This window comes from Synergistaceae bacterium (genome assembly GCA_017444345.1).
Lineage (GTDB): Bacteria > Synergistota > Synergistia > Synergistales > Aminobacteriaceae > JAFUXM01.
In genome coordinates this window covers 1-17,151 of the sequence record JAFSWW010000057.1, presented here as the reverse complement: position 1 = coordinate 17,151, position 17,151 = coordinate 1, and the positions used below count along the sequence as shown (strand labels likewise).

General features: G+C 40.9%; 25 protein-coding genes. 18 read left to right on the top strand and 7 right to left on the bottom strand.

Translation table 11 applies throughout. The features are described from left to right. Positions 1 to 79: 79 nt before the first annotated feature. From IJS99_03905 to IJS99_03870, 8 genes are all read left to right on the top strand, one after another. Complete coding sequence (locus tag IJS99_03905) at positions 80 to 643, top strand: phage tail protein (protein ID MBQ7560968.1); 564 nt, start codon at positions 80 to 82, stop codon at positions 641 to 643. Then, positions 640 to 1,176: a hypothetical protein gene (locus tag IJS99_03900; protein ID MBQ7560967.1), complete on the top strand. Its 537-nt coding sequence runs from the start codon at positions 640 to 642 to the stop codon at positions 1,174 to 1,176. The genes IJS99_03905 and IJS99_03900 overlap by 4 nt, the downstream gene beginning before the upstream one ends. Positions 1,177 to 1,219: 43 nt before the next feature. Beyond that, complete coding sequence (locus IJS99_03895) at positions 1,220 to 1,543, top strand: hypothetical protein (protein ID MBQ7560966.1); 324 nt, start codon at positions 1,220 to 1,222, stop codon at positions 1,541 to 1,543. Further along, a complete protein-coding gene (locus IJS99_03890) occupies positions 1,510 to 1,728 on the top strand; it encodes a hypothetical protein (GenBank protein ID MBQ7560965.1) in 219 nt (72 codons plus the stop codon). Before IJS99_03895 ends, IJS99_03890 begins: the two co-directional genes overlap by 34 nt. Positions 1,729 to 1,855: 127 nt before the next feature. Continuing rightward, on the top strand, positions 1,856 to 2,143 hold the full coding sequence (locus tag IJS99_03885) for a hypothetical protein (protein ID MBQ7560964.1): 288 nt from the start codon (positions 1,856 to 1,858) through the stop codon (positions 2,141 to 2,143). A gap of 2 nt (positions 2,144 to 2,145) precedes the next feature. Beyond that, on the top strand, positions 2,146 to 3,603 hold the full coding sequence (locus tag IJS99_03880) for a phage tail sheath family protein (protein ID MBQ7560963.1): 1,458 nt from the start codon (positions 2,146 to 2,148) through the stop codon (positions 3,601 to 3,603). Positions 3,604 to 3,698: 95 nt separating this feature from the next. Next, positions 3,699 to 4,220, top strand: coding sequence for a phage major tail tube protein (locus tag IJS99_03875; protein ID MBQ7560962.1), 522 nt, complete (start codon positions 3,699 to 3,701; stop codon positions 4,218 to 4,220). A gap of 269 nt (positions 4,221 to 4,489) precedes the next feature. After that, on the top strand, positions 4,490 to 4,891 hold the full coding sequence (locus IJS99_03870) for a phage tail protein (protein ID MBQ7560961.1): 402 nt from the start codon (positions 4,490 to 4,492) through the stop codon (positions 4,889 to 4,891). 26 nt (positions 4,892 to 4,917) lie between these two features. Here IJS99_03870 and IJS99_03865 read toward each other — a convergent pair whose 3' ends face one another. Genes IJS99_03865 through IJS99_03845 form a run of 5 tightly spaced genes read right to left on the bottom strand, consistent with a single transcriptional unit; the run spans position 4,918 to position 7,408 of the window. After that, positions 4,918 to 5,229, bottom strand: coding sequence for a hypothetical protein (locus IJS99_03865; protein MBQ7560960.1), 312 nt, complete (start codon positions 5,227 to 5,229; stop codon positions 4,918 to 4,920). Positions 5,230 to 5,287: 58 nt separating this feature from the next. Then, positions 5,288 to 6,436, bottom strand: a complete 1,149-nt coding sequence (locus tag IJS99_03860; protein ID MBQ7560959.1) for a baseplate J/gp47 family protein — start codon at positions 6,434 to 6,436, stop codon at positions 5,288 to 5,290. A 34-nt stretch (positions 6,437 to 6,470) separates the two neighbouring features. Beyond that, entirely contained in the window at positions 6,471 to 6,758 is a 288-nt protein-coding gene (locus tag IJS99_03855; protein MBQ7560958.1) for a hypothetical protein, read from the bottom strand. A gap of 18 nt (positions 6,759 to 6,776) precedes the next feature. Then, positions 6,777 to 7,094, bottom strand: a complete 318-nt coding sequence (locus IJS99_03850) for a GPW/gp25 family protein (protein ID MBQ7560957.1) — start codon at positions 7,092 to 7,094, stop codon at positions 6,777 to 6,779. A 38-nt stretch (positions 7,095 to 7,132) separates the two neighbouring features. Continuing rightward, the gene (locus IJS99_03845; GenBank protein MBQ7560956.1) at positions 7,133 to 7,408 is read right to left on the bottom strand and encodes a hypothetical protein; all 276 of its coding nucleotides are present in this window, start codon (positions 7,406 to 7,408) and stop codon (positions 7,133 to 7,135) included. A 420-nt stretch (positions 7,409 to 7,828) separates the two neighbouring features. On the opposite strand from IJS99_03845, the gene IJS99_03840 reads away from it, so the two are divergent. Continuing rightward, the gene (locus IJS99_03840; GenBank protein ID MBQ7560955.1) at positions 7,829 to 8,143 is read left to right on the top strand and encodes a phage tail assembly protein; all 315 of its coding nucleotides are present in this window, start codon (positions 7,829 to 7,831) and stop codon (positions 8,141 to 8,143) included. Between the two features lie 132 nt (positions 8,144 to 8,275). On the opposite strand, the gene IJS99_03835 is transcribed toward IJS99_03840, so the two are convergent. Continuing rightward, entirely contained in the window at positions 8,276 to 8,590 is a 315-nt protein-coding gene (locus IJS99_03835) for a hypothetical protein (GenBank protein MBQ7560954.1), read from the bottom strand. A 59-nt stretch (positions 8,591 to 8,649) separates the two neighbouring features. Between IJS99_03835 and IJS99_03830 the strand changes: the two genes are divergently transcribed. Beyond that, positions 8,650 to 11,409, top strand: a complete 2,760-nt coding sequence (locus IJS99_03830; GenBank protein MBQ7560953.1) for a phage tail tape measure protein — start codon at positions 8,650 to 8,652, stop codon at positions 11,407 to 11,409. Beyond that, positions 11,402 to 11,614, top strand: a complete 213-nt coding sequence (locus tag IJS99_03825) for a tail protein X (protein MBQ7560952.1) — start codon at positions 11,402 to 11,404, stop codon at positions 11,612 to 11,614. The genes IJS99_03830 and IJS99_03825 overlap by 8 nt, the downstream gene beginning before the upstream one ends. Before the next feature lie 31 nt (positions 11,615 to 11,645). On the opposite strand, the gene IJS99_03820 is transcribed toward IJS99_03825, so the two are convergent. Then, positions 11,646 to 12,002 (bottom strand): hypothetical protein, encoded by a 357-nt coding sequence (locus tag IJS99_03820; GenBank protein ID MBQ7560951.1) that lies wholly within the window; start codon positions 12,000 to 12,002, stop codon positions 11,646 to 11,648. A gap of 98 nt (positions 12,003 to 12,100) precedes the next feature. Here IJS99_03820 and IJS99_03815 point away from each other — a divergent pair, with 98 nt between their 5' ends. Genes IJS99_03815 through IJS99_03785 form a run of 7 tightly spaced genes read left to right on the top strand, consistent with a single transcriptional unit; the run spans position 12,101 to position 17,025 of the window. Beyond that, positions 12,101 to 13,240: a hypothetical protein gene (locus IJS99_03815; protein ID MBQ7560950.1), complete on the top strand. Its 1,140-nt coding sequence runs from the start codon at positions 12,101 to 12,103 to the stop codon at positions 13,238 to 13,240. Further along, positions 13,227 to 13,670 carry a phage baseplate assembly protein V gene (locus tag IJS99_03810; GenBank protein MBQ7560949.1) on the top strand — a complete coding sequence of 148 codons (444 nt, stop codon included), beginning with the start codon at positions 13,227 to 13,229 and terminating at the stop codon, positions 13,668 to 13,670. Before IJS99_03815 ends, IJS99_03810 begins: the two co-directional genes overlap by 14 nt. 41 nt (positions 13,671 to 13,711) lie before the next feature. Further along, positions 13,712 to 14,098 carry a DUF882 domain-containing protein gene (locus tag IJS99_03805; GenBank protein MBQ7560948.1) on the top strand — a complete coding sequence of 129 codons (387 nt, stop codon included), beginning with the start codon at positions 13,712 to 13,714 and terminating at the stop codon, positions 14,096 to 14,098. After that, positions 14,095 to 14,664 carry a phage holin family protein gene (locus IJS99_03800; GenBank protein MBQ7560947.1) on the top strand — a complete coding sequence of 190 codons (570 nt, stop codon included), beginning with the start codon at positions 14,095 to 14,097 and terminating at the stop codon, positions 14,662 to 14,664. The genes IJS99_03805 and IJS99_03800 overlap by 4 nt, the downstream gene beginning before the upstream one ends. Next, complete coding sequence (locus IJS99_03795) at positions 14,648 to 15,565, top strand: phage tail protein I (protein ID MBQ7560946.1); 918 nt, start codon at positions 14,648 to 14,650, stop codon at positions 15,563 to 15,565. Before IJS99_03800 ends, IJS99_03795 begins: the two co-directional genes overlap by 17 nt. Positions 15,566 to 15,582: 17 nt before the next feature. Then, on the top strand, positions 15,583 to 16,752 hold the full coding sequence (locus IJS99_03790) for a phage tail protein (GenBank protein MBQ7560945.1): 1,170 nt from the start codon (positions 15,583 to 15,585) through the stop codon (positions 16,750 to 16,752). Positions 16,753 to 16,767: 15 nt separating this feature from the next. After that, on the top strand, positions 16,768 to 17,025 hold the full coding sequence (locus IJS99_03785; GenBank protein ID MBQ7560944.1) for a hypothetical protein: 258 nt from the start codon (positions 16,768 to 16,770) through the stop codon (positions 17,023 to 17,025). Positions 17,026 to 17,151 lie beyond the last annotated feature (126 nt).

The following is a 17,151-nucleotide window of genomic DNA, read 5'->3' as shown; positions in this document are numbered from 1 at the left end:
TTATTTAATTCAAAGTCTGATGATATTTGCTTTGACTGCCCATATAAGAATTATTATTTTAACGATATAGCGGGACTTAATGATTAATATTCAAATCGGCTCGGCCGGAGTTGAACGCGCTAAAAAATTACTCGCCCATATTCCTAAGGCATTCAGCAAAGCACAAAGCGCAGCCATTGCCCGGACTCTTGACCATATGAAGACACGGGCTGCCCAGCTCGCGAGCTCGAAATATTACGCAAAATCAGGAGAAATTAAGCGCGCAATCACAGTTCAGAAAAAGGGACAAAACGCAGGGGCTATGATTTCACGGGGAGCGCGTAAGAGTTTAGCAGATTATAAGATTTCGCCGGCTAAGCAGAAATTAGGGCGCAGGCAGGGCAAGTTACGCGGTGCAGTCAAGAAAGACGGCGGATTAAAGAATTTGGGCAAAGCGTTTTTAATTCCGTCGGGCGGCCGTTACCTGCCTTATATTCGAGTCGGCCGGGGACGCTGGGATATTAAACGCTTAATGAGCCCGGCAATTCCGCAAATCATAGGCAATGAAGAAATCACGCAGGAATTATCACAGGAAGCAGGCCGCTATTTTGACGGGAGACTCCGGCATGAAGTTATGCGTCAGTTAGGAGTGTTTGCGAAATGAACGAAATAGATTTATTAGACAGTATGCACGATACTTTAGAAGAATTATTTTCAGGTTATCAGCTCATGAACAAGGCCGGGAATTTACAGGAAGTGCAGATTTTTGCGCAATATGTCCCGCAGCCGGGCGGAATAAATTTTACTAGCAAGAATAACACGGGACTTAAGAATTACAGTGATAGCGATTACGAGTCTAATTTCCCGTGTATTGTAGTAATTCTTGACGAGTGCGAGGACAGAGAAGAACGCCGAATCGATTCAAGTCTCGTTAAAATGCATTTGTTATTTTGCGTTTATGATGAAGGCTCGGAGTGTCAGGGCTATAAAGATTTATTAAATATGCAGGAGCGCACGAGAAATTATTTATTAATCAACCGTGTAATCATGAATAAATTTCGGCTTGAAATGCCCGTTAAAACGCGTTTAATTCCGTGTGAGACTTGGCCCGTTTACTTCGGGGAAATGGATTTAATTTTTCAAGCGGGGCGGCCCGTCATGCGCAAGGATTTTGTATTCGAGCGAAATATTTTATAATTCTTTCAGAGTAATTAATTCAATTCCGGGAGAGTGTTAATAAATGCAAATCATAAATCTTGACGCGGAGTCATTTATTGAGAGTTTGAAAACTTTACAAATGCACTATACTTGTGAGCTTGATAATAACGGCGAATGGGTCGGCAGCGTGAAAGAACTTCAAACTTTAGAGAGTGCAGAGAGTCCGGAGGCTTTGAAAAGTGTATTAGCTAGGGCACTCAAAGAAGACGCGCAGGCATATATAAGCGACTTCCCCCGCTGGAAAAATGGGCGTGAATGGCAAATCCCGTTTTTATTGAAAGTATTAACGAGCACGGAAGGGGAATTAATGCAGTGCCTTCATGGACGGAACTTAAACGCTATTTAGACAGAAAAATTAACGGCTGGCACATGTATAAAAGCTCTGATCACTGGTATTATTACAAGGAATTAGAGACGGGCGAAACTATTTATACAAAGTGTTCACGGGGGAGCGGACAAATCGGTAAAAGCAAATGGCGCGAAATTCTTAGACAAATGCATATCACGCAGGAAGAATTTAATCGGGGGTAATGATTTATAATTATTCCTGAATAAAGCGCATATTATTAACTCAATGACAAATTTTTACGCTTTTAAAATCGGGTATCACAGCCCGATATTTTTTTATTCATTCATACAAGAAAGGAAGTAATTATTTATGGCTAAATCTCAATCTCAAGAGACAAGCTCAAAGCCTGAACAGTTAATATACTGCGGGCCGAACTGGTTAAAACACGGACTCACTAAATATCAAGTCTTTCAAGGCGGCAAACCTTTTTATTTACTTGAAGCAATAAAAGAATGTTCACATATCAGCGGACTCGTTTGCCTTGTTAATGAACTTGACGCACTAAGAAAAAATATAGAGACAAAGGGAACTTTTGAGTCAGGTTTATATGAGGCAGCTGAAAAATTTATTAATAATTCAAGAAAGGAGCATAAATAATTATGGCATTTAAACACGGAGTATATAAGCAGGAAGTCCCGACGAGTCTGATTCCCGTTGTTCAAATGGAAGCCGGACTCCCCGTTATCGTAGGGACTGCTCCCGTTTTCATGAAAGATAGTTCAAATGTAAATAAGCCCGTTTTATGTTATAGCTATGATGAAGCCGTTAATGCATTTGGATATAGCACCGGCTGGGAAAAGTACACGCTTTGCGAGTTCATTTATTCGCAGTTCGCTTTATATGGAGCCGGCCCGTGTGTGTTAATAAACGTGTTGGACGTAACGAGGCATAAAGAAGTTAAAGCTCCGGCGTCTTTCACTATTCAAGACAAGCAAATAAATTTAGGCCAAGATGTAATTATTAGCGCGGGATTAACTTTTGAGGCTGGGACTGATTACGCGCTTAATCAAGATTATACGCTAAATTATGACTCTGACGGCAACGCAATAATTAATATTATCTCAACAGGTGCAATGAAAAATTTAGCGTCTTGTAAGGTCGGTTACACAATCGCAAAGCCTCAAAGCGTAACAGACTCGGACATTATAGGCGGCGTTGATGTGAACACGGGAGCGTATAAAGGCCTTGAAATTGTTAATCAGGTCTTCCCTAAATTCCGAATTGTGCCGGGCTTAATAGGCAGCCCAAAATTTAGCGGGTCTTCTGTTGTTGCTGCAGTCATGAGAGCTAAAGCAGACAGCATTAACGGAATATTTACGGGGCAGGCTGTTATTGATATTCCGAGCGACTCAAGCAATGCTCCGGTATATTCAAGCGTCCCCGAATGGAAGAATTTGCATAATTACATGGCTGAACGCGAAATAGTCTGCTGGCCTAAAATCAAACTCGGCGATTACGTTTTTCACATGTCGACTCAGTTAATAGGTCTCATGAATAAGACTGATAAAGCGCGCGGCGATGTTCCGTATAAATCCCCGTCAAATGAATTATTGCAAATGGACTCGTGCGTGAATGCTGCGGGCGATGAAATTTTACTCGGACTTGAGCAGGCTAATTATTTGAACTCTCAGGGCATAGTAACCGCTTTAAACTGGATAGGCGGCTGGCGTGCATGGGGTAATAGAACGGGCTGCTATCCCGCTAATACAGATGTAAAAGACGCGTTTATACCTATTCGGCGCATGTTTGATTTTGTCGGTAATCAATTTATTCTCACATTCTGGCAGAAAGTCGACGAGCCTTTAACAGTGAGATTAATCCGCACAATTATTAACTCGTTCGATATGTATCTAAACTCTTTACAGGCGCGGGATATGATTTTAGGCGGGCGCGTTGAATTTATCGAAAGCGAGAATGCAATCACGAGTCTAATGGACGGCAAATTATTTTTACACGTTTATATGACTCCTCCGTCACCTGCTGAAGACATAGAAGGAATCTTTGAATATGACCCGTCATACGTTGCTGAATTATTCGAAGCAATGCACACGGCGTAACAAAATGGGCGGCCGTTAATGCGAATGACTGCCCATGAAAATATTATGACTTATGGATTATCCAAAATTTAAGTTTATGAAAGGAATTATATATTATGCCTAATTTAATACCAGAGAAATTTATAAATTTTGCTGTATACGTTGACGGCTCGGACGAGTCGGGAATTGCGGACGGAACTTTGCCGAATCTTGAAAGTATGACCAGTGAAGTCAAGGGCGCAGGAATTGCGGGCGTTGTTGATTCTATAGTACTTGGCCACTTCAACAGCACTGCATTAACTCTTAAGTGGCGGGCGGCTCCGTCAAATTTCTATGTGTTAGCAAATCAGATAGCGCACGATTTAGACATTTACGGAGCTATTCAGGAATACGACGCGGGCGCGGGAATTATGCAGGCTAAACCGCTTCACATTTTCTGTAAGGCAACGACTAAACACAGCAATTTAGGTAATTTGGTTGTCGGTGATTCTCAAGAGTCCGAGACTGAACACGAAATTTATTTTATTAAAATCGAATATGACCATCAAGAAAGAATCATGTTAGACAAGTTCAATTATATTTATAGAGTGAACGGCACTGATTATTTAGCTGAAGTAAGGCGCGCGCTCGGCAAATAATAACGTGTTATAATAACCGCATGTTTTCTCTAATGTGTGATTTAAGCAAATGTAAATTTTCACGTATTAACTAATGCCTTATAAAGCGGGTCCCCTGCCTCTATCTTCTTTCTAGGCGGGGGATTTGCTGTTATCTTGTATAATATATTCGCATTATTATATTAGTCATTATTTACAAGTCCCCGTATTCTTTCCAAATTTCACGGTCTCCTTTCGTGATAGGTTTTTGTTGACGGGGATTTATTTTTTATAAGCGGGGTGATTAATTCATGATAGGCGCACTCGGTGATGTAACATTTGAAGCCAGTATCTCAAAAGTATTCACGTTTGATAATTTGAGCTTCTCACACTCGGCCAAGTATGCAGAGCACGCTATACACAACAGGAAAAATATTTTAGAGTTCACGGGCATTAACGCGAGCTCGGCAAGTCTTACTATAAAACTTGAAGCACAGCTCGGAATAACTCCGGAATATGAACTTGATAAATTACATGAAATGCTGGAAACTCACCAAGCAATACCGTTTATACTTGACGGCAAAATTCAGGGCTGGAGCCGGTGGGTGATTGAGTCGCTGGAAGAGTCGCATAAGATTATCGATAATACAGGCGCGTTAATTTCTGCTGAAGTTAATATTAAGTTAAAAGAATATTTGCGGGATATTGAATAATAAAGCCTGCCCGTGTGAACAGGCTTTTATTTCATGATTGTTATTAATGACAGTGAGATTTGCAGGGCCGTAAATAATAAAGTCATTCCCGTTAAAGCAAGTCCGGTATTCCTAAAAAATTTATCCAGCGAATTTTTCATGTTGTCAATTCGTTTATCCATGTTATCGAGCCGCATTTGAGTCAGTGTGTATTGCGTTCTCATTTCGGCAGCTTCCGTTCTCATTTCGGCGGCGATTCTCTCATGCCGTGCTTCACTTGCTGCCATTGCCTCCCGAATTGCTAAAATATTCGCGTCAAAAATTTCACGTGTAATAAATTCTTTCTTGTCTTCACTCATGATTAAACCCTTCTTTCTTATTACTCAAGATAATATTATTCTAGCAAAAAAAATTAATTTATCCCTCTTCAAGTCCCCCGTATGTGATTAATATCTCGTTTGAGACTGCTAATTGATACGGTAATAACACTCTGAAATTTGGCGACTCTATTTCACAGCGTTTTGCTCCGGCGTTAATAATCCTTCTATTAAGTTCCGACGGGTTTATATCACGGCCAAGTCTCGCGCGCTGCCATTTAATAAAATCATTTATAGCAATCTCTACAGAATTTGCAATTTGTCCGGCTATACTTGAATCCGCTTTGTCTATATAAAATTTCACGCTCAAATCATAATTTACTATTTCCGGAGTCTTCACTCTCAATAAATCGGTATCGGGCCTTATGTCTTGCGCGTTGCATGTGTTGTATACTTCGCTCAAAATTTCTGAACTCGGCAATACGCCGCCGGTCATTAACGGGTAAATATGCACTTCGCCGGGCGGAACTCCTAAATTATCATGAGGGCCGATTACTGCGCAGTCTGTTATATCACTATTTGCCGACCTCGCATAAAATGTATATGCTCCTGTTGAGCCTGCATTTGAAAAACTTTCAGGCGCGAGTTGTATTCTTTCTCTAAAATTTTCATCGTTCTCTATGTCAGTGCCTCCGCTTGAAGTGTCGATATTTTCGGCGCTTAACTCATACGGGAAGACGTCAACTAATTTTTTTATCTGGCCGGGCAGATAATCATTTCCGGTAATTCCGGACTGTGTGCACGTGCATACAGCCTCACTTGTTAAATCTCCCGCGTTAATCTCTAAGGCGCTATCAAGCGCAAATAAAATATTATTTCCGGGAGTGACCCGCGTTCCTTCAGGAATTAAAACTTTACCGGCTTGTGATTCTGAAAGTGTAAATCTTATAGTAACCTTTGCGGGGCTCGCGTCTAATCTTCTAACACCGAGCAACGCCCCTAAATGATCAAGAAAATCCCCCTCAGCATATGCAAGCAAGTTCATTTTTGCCGAGTAATCTATTAAATTTCTCTGCTGAATAATTATAAGTGTTATAGTCTCAAGAAAGAGTCTCACAGGGTCGCCGCGTGCTAGAATTCTTTCCGTGTGCTGTTCATACAAGTTAATAATTTCACTCTCAATCTTGGCCGCGCTTTTTTCTGCAAATGTAATATCATTCAGAGTGCTAAATAATTCGCTTTTAGTCATGTAAATCACCTCGCAGCGAATTATACAAGATTTCTTACCGTAAAAATATTTGCAGCAAAGTAAATAATAACGTCATGCCCGCCAAAGCCGCGCCGGAAATTTTGAAAAAGTTATCGAGTGAACGTTCTATATTATCAAGCCGAGTCTCTATTCTTGTTTGTGCAGTTCTATATTCCGCGCGCATTCTTTCATTCTCGACTCTCATTTCGGCGGTGATTCGTTCGTGACGTGCCCCGCTGGCTGCCATTGCCTCGCGAATCGCTAAAATATTTGCGTCAAAAATTTCACGTGTTATATATTCTTTATTATGATTTTTGCTCATGTTTTATGCGTCTCCTTTCTAGCTTGTTACGAGTCTGATTTTAACACGGGGCCAAAATTTACCATTTGAATCACTCTCTATCTTGATTTCCCGTAATTTTGCGCGGGGCTCAAATTTTGCGAGGGCGCCGGCCATTTCTGAAGCTAATAATGCAACTGCGCGGGGCTGTGATTCGTCAAGAAAATTTGCGGCGATTCCGAACTCTCTATCAAGCGGCACACTATATTTATAAGTCGTTAAAATCGTGCGCACGTTCTGGAGAATTTCTCTCACAGTGTCGGGCGGGTTGAAGTCAATTTCCTGCGGTAAGTTCAATAATAAATCAAATTCTGTCATGTTTATATCACCTCACAGGAAATTATACAGGCTTGTATTTATCGTAAAAATATCTGTAACAGCGTAAATAATAATGTCATGCCCGTTAATGCCAGACTCATATTTCGAAAAAATCTATCTTGCGAGCGTTCTATATTGTCTATGCGTTTATTCATGTTATCGAGCCGTATTTGTGTCAGTGCATATTCCGTTCTCATTTCGGCGGCTATTCTCTCATGCCGTGCTTCACTTGCTGCCATTGCTTCCCGAATTGCTAAGATATTCGCGTCAAAAATTTCACGTGTAATATATTCTTTATTATTGTGATTATTCATGTTTTGCCGTCTCCTTTGCTTGTCTTTGTTGAAATTATTATAGCATTCGCAATTTATGCGTTATAATATTCATGCCTTCATTATGACAGATTAATAATTTATTCAGCTTGAATATTACAATTAAGAGATTTGCAGATTCGGCAGCAGTCTCTTTTTTGTGTGCTAAAATATATGCGTCCTTTATCAAAAATTTATGCAAAATGGGAATTCGCTTTTTCTCTAGGAGCGAGTTCCCGTTTTGTTATGCTAAAATATTAACGTCAAGCATTTTTAAAAAAATGCAAAAGGGACCCGTCAGCCGGCGGCGGGTCTCTTTTGTTATGCTAAAATATTCGCGTAAAAATAAATTATGAAAGGAGGTTATATGCTTCCAGTGTGTAAAATCCTTTCATTACATTACAAAAATGGACGGTGCTATAAATGAGAATTAAATTAATAAAGACTTTCACACACAACGGCAAAGAATATAAAGAATTAAATTTTGAGTTCGATAAATTAACCGGTCAGGACATGATTGACGCTGAAGAAATCACGAGGCGTGCAGGCGGTAATATCACAATGGGAGCGGCTGATTATTCACGGGGTTATGTCTTAACAATTGCGGCTAAGGCTTCAGGGTTGCCGCGCGAGGCATTAATGACACTGGGAGCTCAAGACTTCACGAATATATTAAATCAGACATTAATTTTTTTGTCAGGTGCGGACTCTGGGAGCCTGGAAGAGAAAACAGTATAACGCATAAAATCAGGCTGCTTTGTTACCGGCTCGCAATGTGTGAGGCAAATACAAGTATATTCGAGTGGCTGAAGCAGCCTATTAAAGACTTGCCGGACTGGGTAGAGATAATCAATAACGAGAACGAACGAATCAATAAAAAATTATCGCGCAAATAAACATCAGCGCAAATATACAAATTCCGCCCAGCAAAATAAAATTTAATACCCTGTTGATAAATTTCAAAATTGTCCCGTCCTCATGATAATTACAGTGCAGCACATACGGCGGGCATATTTCGCGCTGTAAATCTTGAAGTTTATTAATCCTCTCTTGAATGCTTGAATACCGCGGCGACTCGGCCGGAGTATTCTTTAACTTTTCTTGCAAGCCGTCAATTTCGTATTGAAGTTCAATAGCGCGGGCCCTTGAGTAATCATTTAATCTGTCTTGACTGATGAACGGCATTAATTAATTCCCTCCTGTAAAATTTTTATGGCAAAATTATATATCGAGGTGATAGAAATATGACAAAAGTTTTAGACTTGATATTTAAACTTGATGTAGCTATGAATAACGGAATCGGCGGCAATTTGGCGGCAGCCGGTCAAGCTGTAAACGATTTTAATAATAAACTCGCCGGGCTCAAGAAAACAGCAGCTCAAACGGGCGAATTTGCGAATCTCTCGCAGAAAATCAGGACTAATCAAGAAACTATGTTGTCAATGCGTCAGAGTGCTAAATTAACGGGGACTCAATTAGACGCGTCAAGAATGCAAGTACAAAAATTGCAGTCAAGATACAGTGCACTGAAAGCCGCTCAAGATAAATTAATTCAGTCAGGACAAAAGAAAAGCGCAACGTATCAGATACTCGCACAAAGACTCGCGCGAACAAAAGGGGAATTACAAGCGGCGCAGACTCAGACGAGAAATTTAGAGCGCGAACAGTCAAGATTGAATAACAGTGCGGACAAATTACAGCGGGGACTCGAACGTGATAGAGAGTCTTTATCGCAATTAAGAAACGCACTCGGAGCAGCGGGACAAAGCACTGACGCACTACGGGAAAAACAAGCCCGTCAATTACAACAAATTGAACGTATAGAAGCAGCTCAAAGACGATATAACGAAGTCAGAAGTAAATTATCATGGAATAGTTTTAAGGGCGATTTATTAGAGTCTGCGGCAATCGTGAAGGCTTTTCAGGCTCCTATAAAAATTAATATGGACTTCACAGCAGCAATGGCAAGCTATAGAAGTGTAGCACGTCTCACAGAAAAAGAATTTAACGATATGAGTATACTTGCGCAAAAACTCGGAGCAGAGACTCAATTTACAGCTGCACAAGCCGCCCAAACTATGGAAATACTGAGCCGTGCAGGCTGGAATACTAGCGATATACAAGCCGGAGTCGGTCAAGTCTTGAATATGGCCGCCGCTGAAGGTTTACAGCTTACACAAAGCGCAGACGCAATTACGCGAATTCTCGGCGGGATGGGCATGAAATCAAATCAGGCCGGTGAACTTGCTGATATATTAGCTTTCACGAGCTCGCAATTTCCGACGGATATATTAAAGATTGCCGAGGTCATGAAGCCCGCCGCTCCTTTGGCAAGTCAAATCGGAATGAACGCAAAACAGCTCGCGGCACTCGTCGGAGTCATGGCTCAATATGGATATAGCGACTCGGACGCAGGAACAGCAATTGCAAGTACATTAATGCGGCTCGCAAAAGAGCCTAAGGAAGTCAGCAAGGCGCTTGATAAATTAAATATTTCCGTCAAAACTAGAGACGGCCATTACAGAGAATTCCCGGATTTACTCAAAGAAATTTATACAAAGACGGCGAAATTTGGCGAGGCTGAACAAGTTAATTATTTTGCGCGTATATTCGGACTTCAACAGGGCAAGGCTTTAACGGCATTAGCAAAGGGAGCATATAACGGCGATATAGACAGGGCCGAGCAGAGGTTAAATAATAATGAACACGTCGGCTGGGCAGGTCAGACGGCGCAAATCCGCAACGACACTTTAACGGGAGATTTAACGCGGCTCGGTTCGGCATGGGAGGGGCTCATGAATAAAATCGGGCAAGCATTAGAGCCTATAAATAGATTTGTAACAGGCACATTAACAAACTGGATAACAGACTTAAATAATTTAATCACGAATCATCAAGATTTAGCTAACTGGATTACGCGAATAGTTTACATTGCGGGCGGGCTAAAAATTTTCTTTACCGTCTATAAATATATGAAGCTGATATTTTCGCTCGCGTCATCATGGGCAGCTTTGCAGACTGCTATAAACGGAGTCTCAATCGCAACAAAAGCATGGGAAGGGGCGCAGTGGCTATTAAATGCGGCCATGAATGCAAACCCGATCGGACTCGTTATTACAGCAATCGCCGGACTCGTTGCGCTGGGTTATTCGCTTTATAAGAACTGGGACTCGATAAAAAATTTAGGTGTGAATATGTGGGCATGGATAAAAGAAAAATGCGCGGCTTTTCTTGTGTACTGGGATTCTATTTCGTTCAGTAATATTTTTTCGTCGATTAAAGACTCAGCACTGGGAGTAATTGCAGATTTGCGAAATATGTTTAATGATTTCTGCAACTGGATAATGTCATTATTCTCCGGCTTAAATCCTTTTAACTGGGAGCTCCCTTCATGGCTCGGCGGAGGTTCGCCGAATTCTGTACAGGTTAGCGCACCCCCTCAACTCGGAGGCAAAGCAGGAAGCAACGGACAACCGGCAGGCAAGCGAACACCGGGCGGAAGAAATAAAGCAGATTCAGTTCCCCGTTATGCAACGGGCGGTATATTTACAAAGCCTCATTTAGGACTGGTAGCAGAGGCCGGAGCAGAGGCAATTATTCCTCTCACTGACAAAACACGCGGGACGGGTTTGTTAATTCAAGCAGCCGAAAAATTAGGGCTCATTCATGAAAGCAGTAATACAAGCTCGATTAATAATAACAATCTGACCCGCTCATTTACTGAAACAAATAATATAATAAATCGTGAAATTTTTAACTCAAAACAAGATACTTTATCAAACGGAGGGATTTTTAACGATGAAAATAGCATTACTAATATCAATTATGTTAATGGCGGCACTAATCGCAATAATAAACAATTTGCGCCCGTGATTAATATTTCCGTCAACGCGGGCGGGTCAGAATCGCGTGATAATAATTCGCTCGGCGGGTTAATAGCCGAAAAAGTTAAAAGTGTCTTAGACGAGATTAATAATAATTTTATGAGGTTAGAATATGCCTAGAATTTATAGAACTATACAGGGCGACACATGGGACTTGATAGCGTTTAAATTTTATCAGGAATTGGGCGGCGAGTCGTTGTGCGATAAATTAATCAGCGCGAATACAAAATATATTAATTATGTGATATTCCCGGCCGGCTGCGAGCTGGTAATACCTGATATAGATATTCCCGCTGTAAACACTCTCCCGCCGTGGATTGAGTAAAAATACAAAGCCTGCCCGTGTGAACAGGCTTTTATTTCATGATTGTTATTAATGACAGTGAGATTTGCAGGGCTGTAAATAATAAAGTCATTCCCGTTAAAGCAAGTCCGGTATTTCTAAAAAATTTATCTTGCGACTTTTCTATGTTATCGAGTCTCTTATCTACGCTAGTAAATTTTTCCTGCGTGATTGCGTACTGCGCTCTAAGTTCCGCAGATTGCGCTTTGAATTCGGCTAAGACCCGCGCATTATCTGCTCTCATGTCCGCCGCGATTCTCTCGCACCTAGCCTCCGCCGCCGCTATTGACGCATTAACGGCTTCCTTAAATTCGCGCATGTTCGAATCGTAAAAATCCCGTGTGATATATTTCCGATTGTCATTACTCATGATAAATTCCCTTCTTTCTTGTGGGATTATTATAATATAAATAGTTATATGCGAACGAATTTAATTTTACTTTTACATAAGAAAGCGGGTAATAATTCATGTCTCAAGCTAGACGGGCAGAAATAAAAATTTTATATGAGAATAAGGACATTTCACGGGATATCGCGCCTTACTTATTGAGCTTTACATTTAATGACAACTCCGGCGATAAGTCAGACGACATAAATATTTCATTGAGTGATAGAGACTCTTTATGGGTGGCGGACTGGTTCCCGTCAAAGGGCGACACTATTCGCGCAAATATTATCTTGCATGACTGGGACAAAGGCGGCACAACACAGACTCTCCCGTGCGGTTTATTTGAGATTGACGAGATTAAATATCAGTGCCCGCCCCGCGTTATCGAGATTAAAGGAGTCAGCGCAAAAATAACGAGTTCCATTAACAGCGAAAAACATAATAAAGCATGGGAAAATGTAAAACTTTCAACAATTGCGCAGGACTTGGCCGTGTCTAATAATCTTTCGCTCTTCTATGATGTTCCCGGTGATGTCAATATTGAACGCCGCGAACAGTCAGAAAAAAGCGACTTGGAATTTTTACGCGACACATGCGACGATTACGGCTTAAGCGTTAAAATTTCAGGCGATAAATTAATTATTTACGACGAGGAGTCATATCAAGATAGGCCCAGTGTAACCGAGATTAAATGCAACGATTCACATGTTATTAACTGGTCATTCTCAACAAAGGCAGCAGGAATTTATAAGAGCGCGCGAGTCCGCTATCATGACGCGAAAAAAAATCAAACCTTCATAGCTCAAGAAGACGACAATAACACGGAGGGAACGAGTCGAATTCTTGAGATTAACGAGCGGGTCGAGAACGAGGCCGACGCAAAATTACTCGCTCATAAACGGCTAAAAGAAGCAAATTCACGAGAAATTACGGGCTCGATAACTTTATTCGGCGATTTAAGATTTTTAGCGGGAGTTAATATAACTTGTAAAGATTTCGGAATATTTGACGGCGTTTATTCAGTTGAGAGTGTTACGCATAAAATCACAGACGGATATACGACGACTCTAAATTTGAAAATGGGCGACAAGTCAAAGGCTCAAGCTAAATCAAATAAATCAAAGCGGCAAAGTAAATCAAACAAGAAAACAGCACCGGCCAAGCCCGAAGCTCCTAAACCGGGATTTTATGAAGGGGATAAATATTATGGCAAAAAATAGCAGTAATAACGAATCAGCAAGTACGGCAAGATTTGGCTACGTGAGTGCATACGACGCGAGCCGGCATATGGCCAAGATAATATTTCCGGACAAAGATAATTTAATTTCAGGGTGGCTCCCAGTCTCTATAAATAAATCTTCACGAGATAAACAAGAAAGTCATTTAGAAGCCGGCGAACATGTTTTCTGCGTCATGCAGGGCAACGGAATAGAGTCGGGCTGTGTTTTATGCGCAATTTATGACGATACTAATAAACCGGTTGTCGGCGAACAGAGTAAAAGCGTAATAAATTTTGAGGACGGCACTACAATAATTTACGATAAAGCTAATCACGAGCTGAATATTTCATGCGCCGGGAGCGTGATAATTAATTCACAGGCATTTATCGTTAATGCTCCCGTTATTCATATACCTCCGAACACGATATAATTAAACCGGTAATAATTTATTAGAAACGAGGTATATATTTTATGACAAATGCACATGACACTAAAAACTTCAAAGTATCAGAATTCGCGTGTAAACATTGCGGACAAAACGAAATCGACCAGCGGGTTTTAAACATGGCTCAAGAATTACGGGATTATTTAGGCGTCCCCGTCCGTGTTAATTCCGGTTACCGCTGTAAAGTTCACAACGCAAGCCCGGCGGTAAAAGGCGCTAAGAATTCTAAACACGTACTCGGCAAGGCGTGCGATTTATCGTGTGAACTCGGAAGTGCGGGAATGTTTCAGGCGGTAAAGGAATTAAGAGAGCAAGGCAAACTCCAAGATTTAGACTACTGCATTAAATACAAGACATTTATACACATTGATTGCGGAGGCAAGCGTAATAAACTTTACGAGATTCGCGCATGATTGAGAATAACATAATGGATTTTATTATTTGTGCGCTGCTCGGCTTTATTACATGGTTTTTCGGGGGAATTGACGGCTTGCTGCAGGTGTTAATCGCTTTCTCCGTAATAGACTACATAACGGGCATAATCGCAGCATGTCTCAATCATGAATTATCGAGTCGTGTAGGTTTTCGCGGGATTGTCAAGAAAGTTATATTATTCATGTTCGTCGGCATGGCTCATTTATTAGACTTGTATTTACCGGGCGACTCCGGAAGTATTCGCGCTGTAGTGTGTTTATTTTATGTCGTCAACGAGGGCATAAGCATAATCGAGAACGCGGAAAAAATCGGCGTGCCCATTCCGAAACCCTTGCATAATATGCTCGCTAAATTGCATGACATGACACAATTAGACGGCGAAGTCTCAAAACCTGAAAGCAATATGACAGAGTCAGACGGCGAGTCTGTGAATTCTGATGATAACTGCGAAAAAATGACCGTATATAATACATACACTCATTCAAAGCAGGAATCGGCACCGCCCGGCAAAGTTAAGGAGTCAAAACATGACAAAGCTAAATGATTTATCGCTGAATGATATAGCCCCGTCTTCTATTAAGGACGATAAAAATATTAGTGCTATAATTGAGGCGTTAAATCCCGACTTGAAATTTATTACTCAAAATATCTCCAAAGAGTTTATATATTCCCGAATTGACGAGCTCGATTCGGGAGTACTCGATTTACTCGCTTGGCAATTCCACGTAGATTTTTACGATTTAACAAAGGATTTAGACGCAAAACGCAGGCAAGTTAAAGACTCTATACAGTGGCACATGAAAAAGGGTACGGCTTGGGCAGTCTTGAAAGCTCTTGACATGATAGGAATAGAAGCCGAATTTATTAACTGGTACGAGTTCGGGGGAGCTCCCTATACTTTCAAGATTAAAGCTGATATTCCTCTTGATTATCATAAATACACGGACAAGGATAAAATTATTCACAATATAATCCGCGCCATAAATGAATCAAAAGCGGCCCGGTCATTTCTTGCGTATCTTGACGCGCATTTAAATGATTTTGACAAGAAAATTTTATTTGCGGGAATTGCACACGGAACAAGCGGCCAAGCATTAATAAATATTTCCAGACCTGAAGCACCGGGCAATAATATAAATTATTTAGGACTTGCTCAAGGCATTAGCGGCTATGAAAGAATAAACATAAACCGGCCAAGTGTTGACGAGACTAAAATTTATATGGCGCTAGCAGAAAATAAGAATCGTAATATTTCGTTAGGAGTTGATTTAAACACTATGAATGAATTATTAGCACAGTTTGAGGCCCGTATATTTGACAGATTAGCACAGCACGAGGCCCGAATCATGACGGAAATAAACGCGCGGCAAAATGAAATTAACGCAAAAATCGATGAAATTCTAGATTTATTACGCTGGGAAGACGCAGCAACAAGACTTCAATAATAAGGAGTGATTTATATATGCCAGACGGAATGAAGATTACTAACAACGGGCGGGACTTGCTCGCAAAGGCACTCACCGGCAAAAAATTAGAGTTTACGCGAGTCATTATAGGCGACGGGACTTTAACGAGTCAAAACGTTTTGACAATGACGGGATTAATTAATCAGAAAAAAATTTTACCCATTGTGCAGTTAAACAAGACTCAAAATATCGGAACCGCTGAAGTAATTTGCGAAGTAAGCAATGCGGGACTCACTGCGGGATTTTGGGTTAGAGAGTTTGGTTTATTTGCAAAGGACCCCGACACGAATCAGGAAATTTTATACTCATATAGAAATACCGGTAACGAGGCTTCATATTTACCCGGCTCGGGCGGCCCTGACGCTGTGAATTACACTCTTTCACTTGTAACAGTTATAGATCAGGCCCAAAACGTTACAGCAATAATGACAACTAATAATAATTACGTTACTGCAACAAATCTAAATATGAGACTTGAGTCTTTATTCGGGCCGTATAGAAATATTTCGGGATTCTGGACTTATTCCGAGACCGGAGAAAAAATTTTCAGGCCTGCAACTTTACAGCAAGCAAAGGACGCTTTAATCGGCGATTATGATATTGCAAGTCTTAGCGCAAGAATCAGAGTCTTAGAAGATGCATTATCTCAGGTTTTAATGTCTATAGAGCTTGAAAATTTATATCCTGATTATACGCATTTCATCCCCGAAGATTTCTTAAATACTAGCGAACTTGATTTATATTCGTGTAAAGTCACAAGCATTGTAGCAGGCGACGACTCTATTGACTGCGAACCGCTTGACGGGATTTTACCGGGCAGCTTTTATATGCTTACTGACGGGATTAATCAGGAACTCGCGCAGGTTGCTTCGGCCTCAATTGAGAATAATATACAGCGCGTAATTTTGTCGGCTCCGGTTGAGAATACTTACATATTGAATTCATGTGTATTGTATAGAACTAGCGCGAATATTTTATCAGGAATGGCAGCGGGAGCAGGTTTAAGAAAGACTCTCACTTGGCCCGCTTCTATCACATGGAAGGGAACGAGCGCAAATGCAAGTTACACTATAAATCTTGATACGAGCGCAAATAACGCAGACTCTTTTGAGATTGACGGCGAGGGAGTATTTACTTCAGACGGGCGCGCAAGTTTAGAAATTTAACGAGGTGATTTAAACATGAGACGAGAATTTAACAAGAAATTTTTGAGCCTGTTGCATTTTGACTTTCCATATTACGCAGAACCCGGCGACGGCTGCAGAGATGAAATTAATTTAGTCCATTGGGAACGAGTCGGAGGCGTGAAATTTTGCGGCTCGGAGATTCCATACGACGAAGAATTTGCGCCTAAATTCGGTTATAGGTGTATGAAGACAACGGACTCGACGGCTTATTTACTCGGCACGGGTAACACGAATATATTTAACCTAAATTAGCAAGAAGTCTCCCGCCTCTATAGGCGGTGAGATGAATTGCATTTTTATTTTTCCTTCTATATGATAAAATCAGTCGTATAAATGAAGGTAGGTTAGTATTATGGATTTAGACAACAATAATCATTC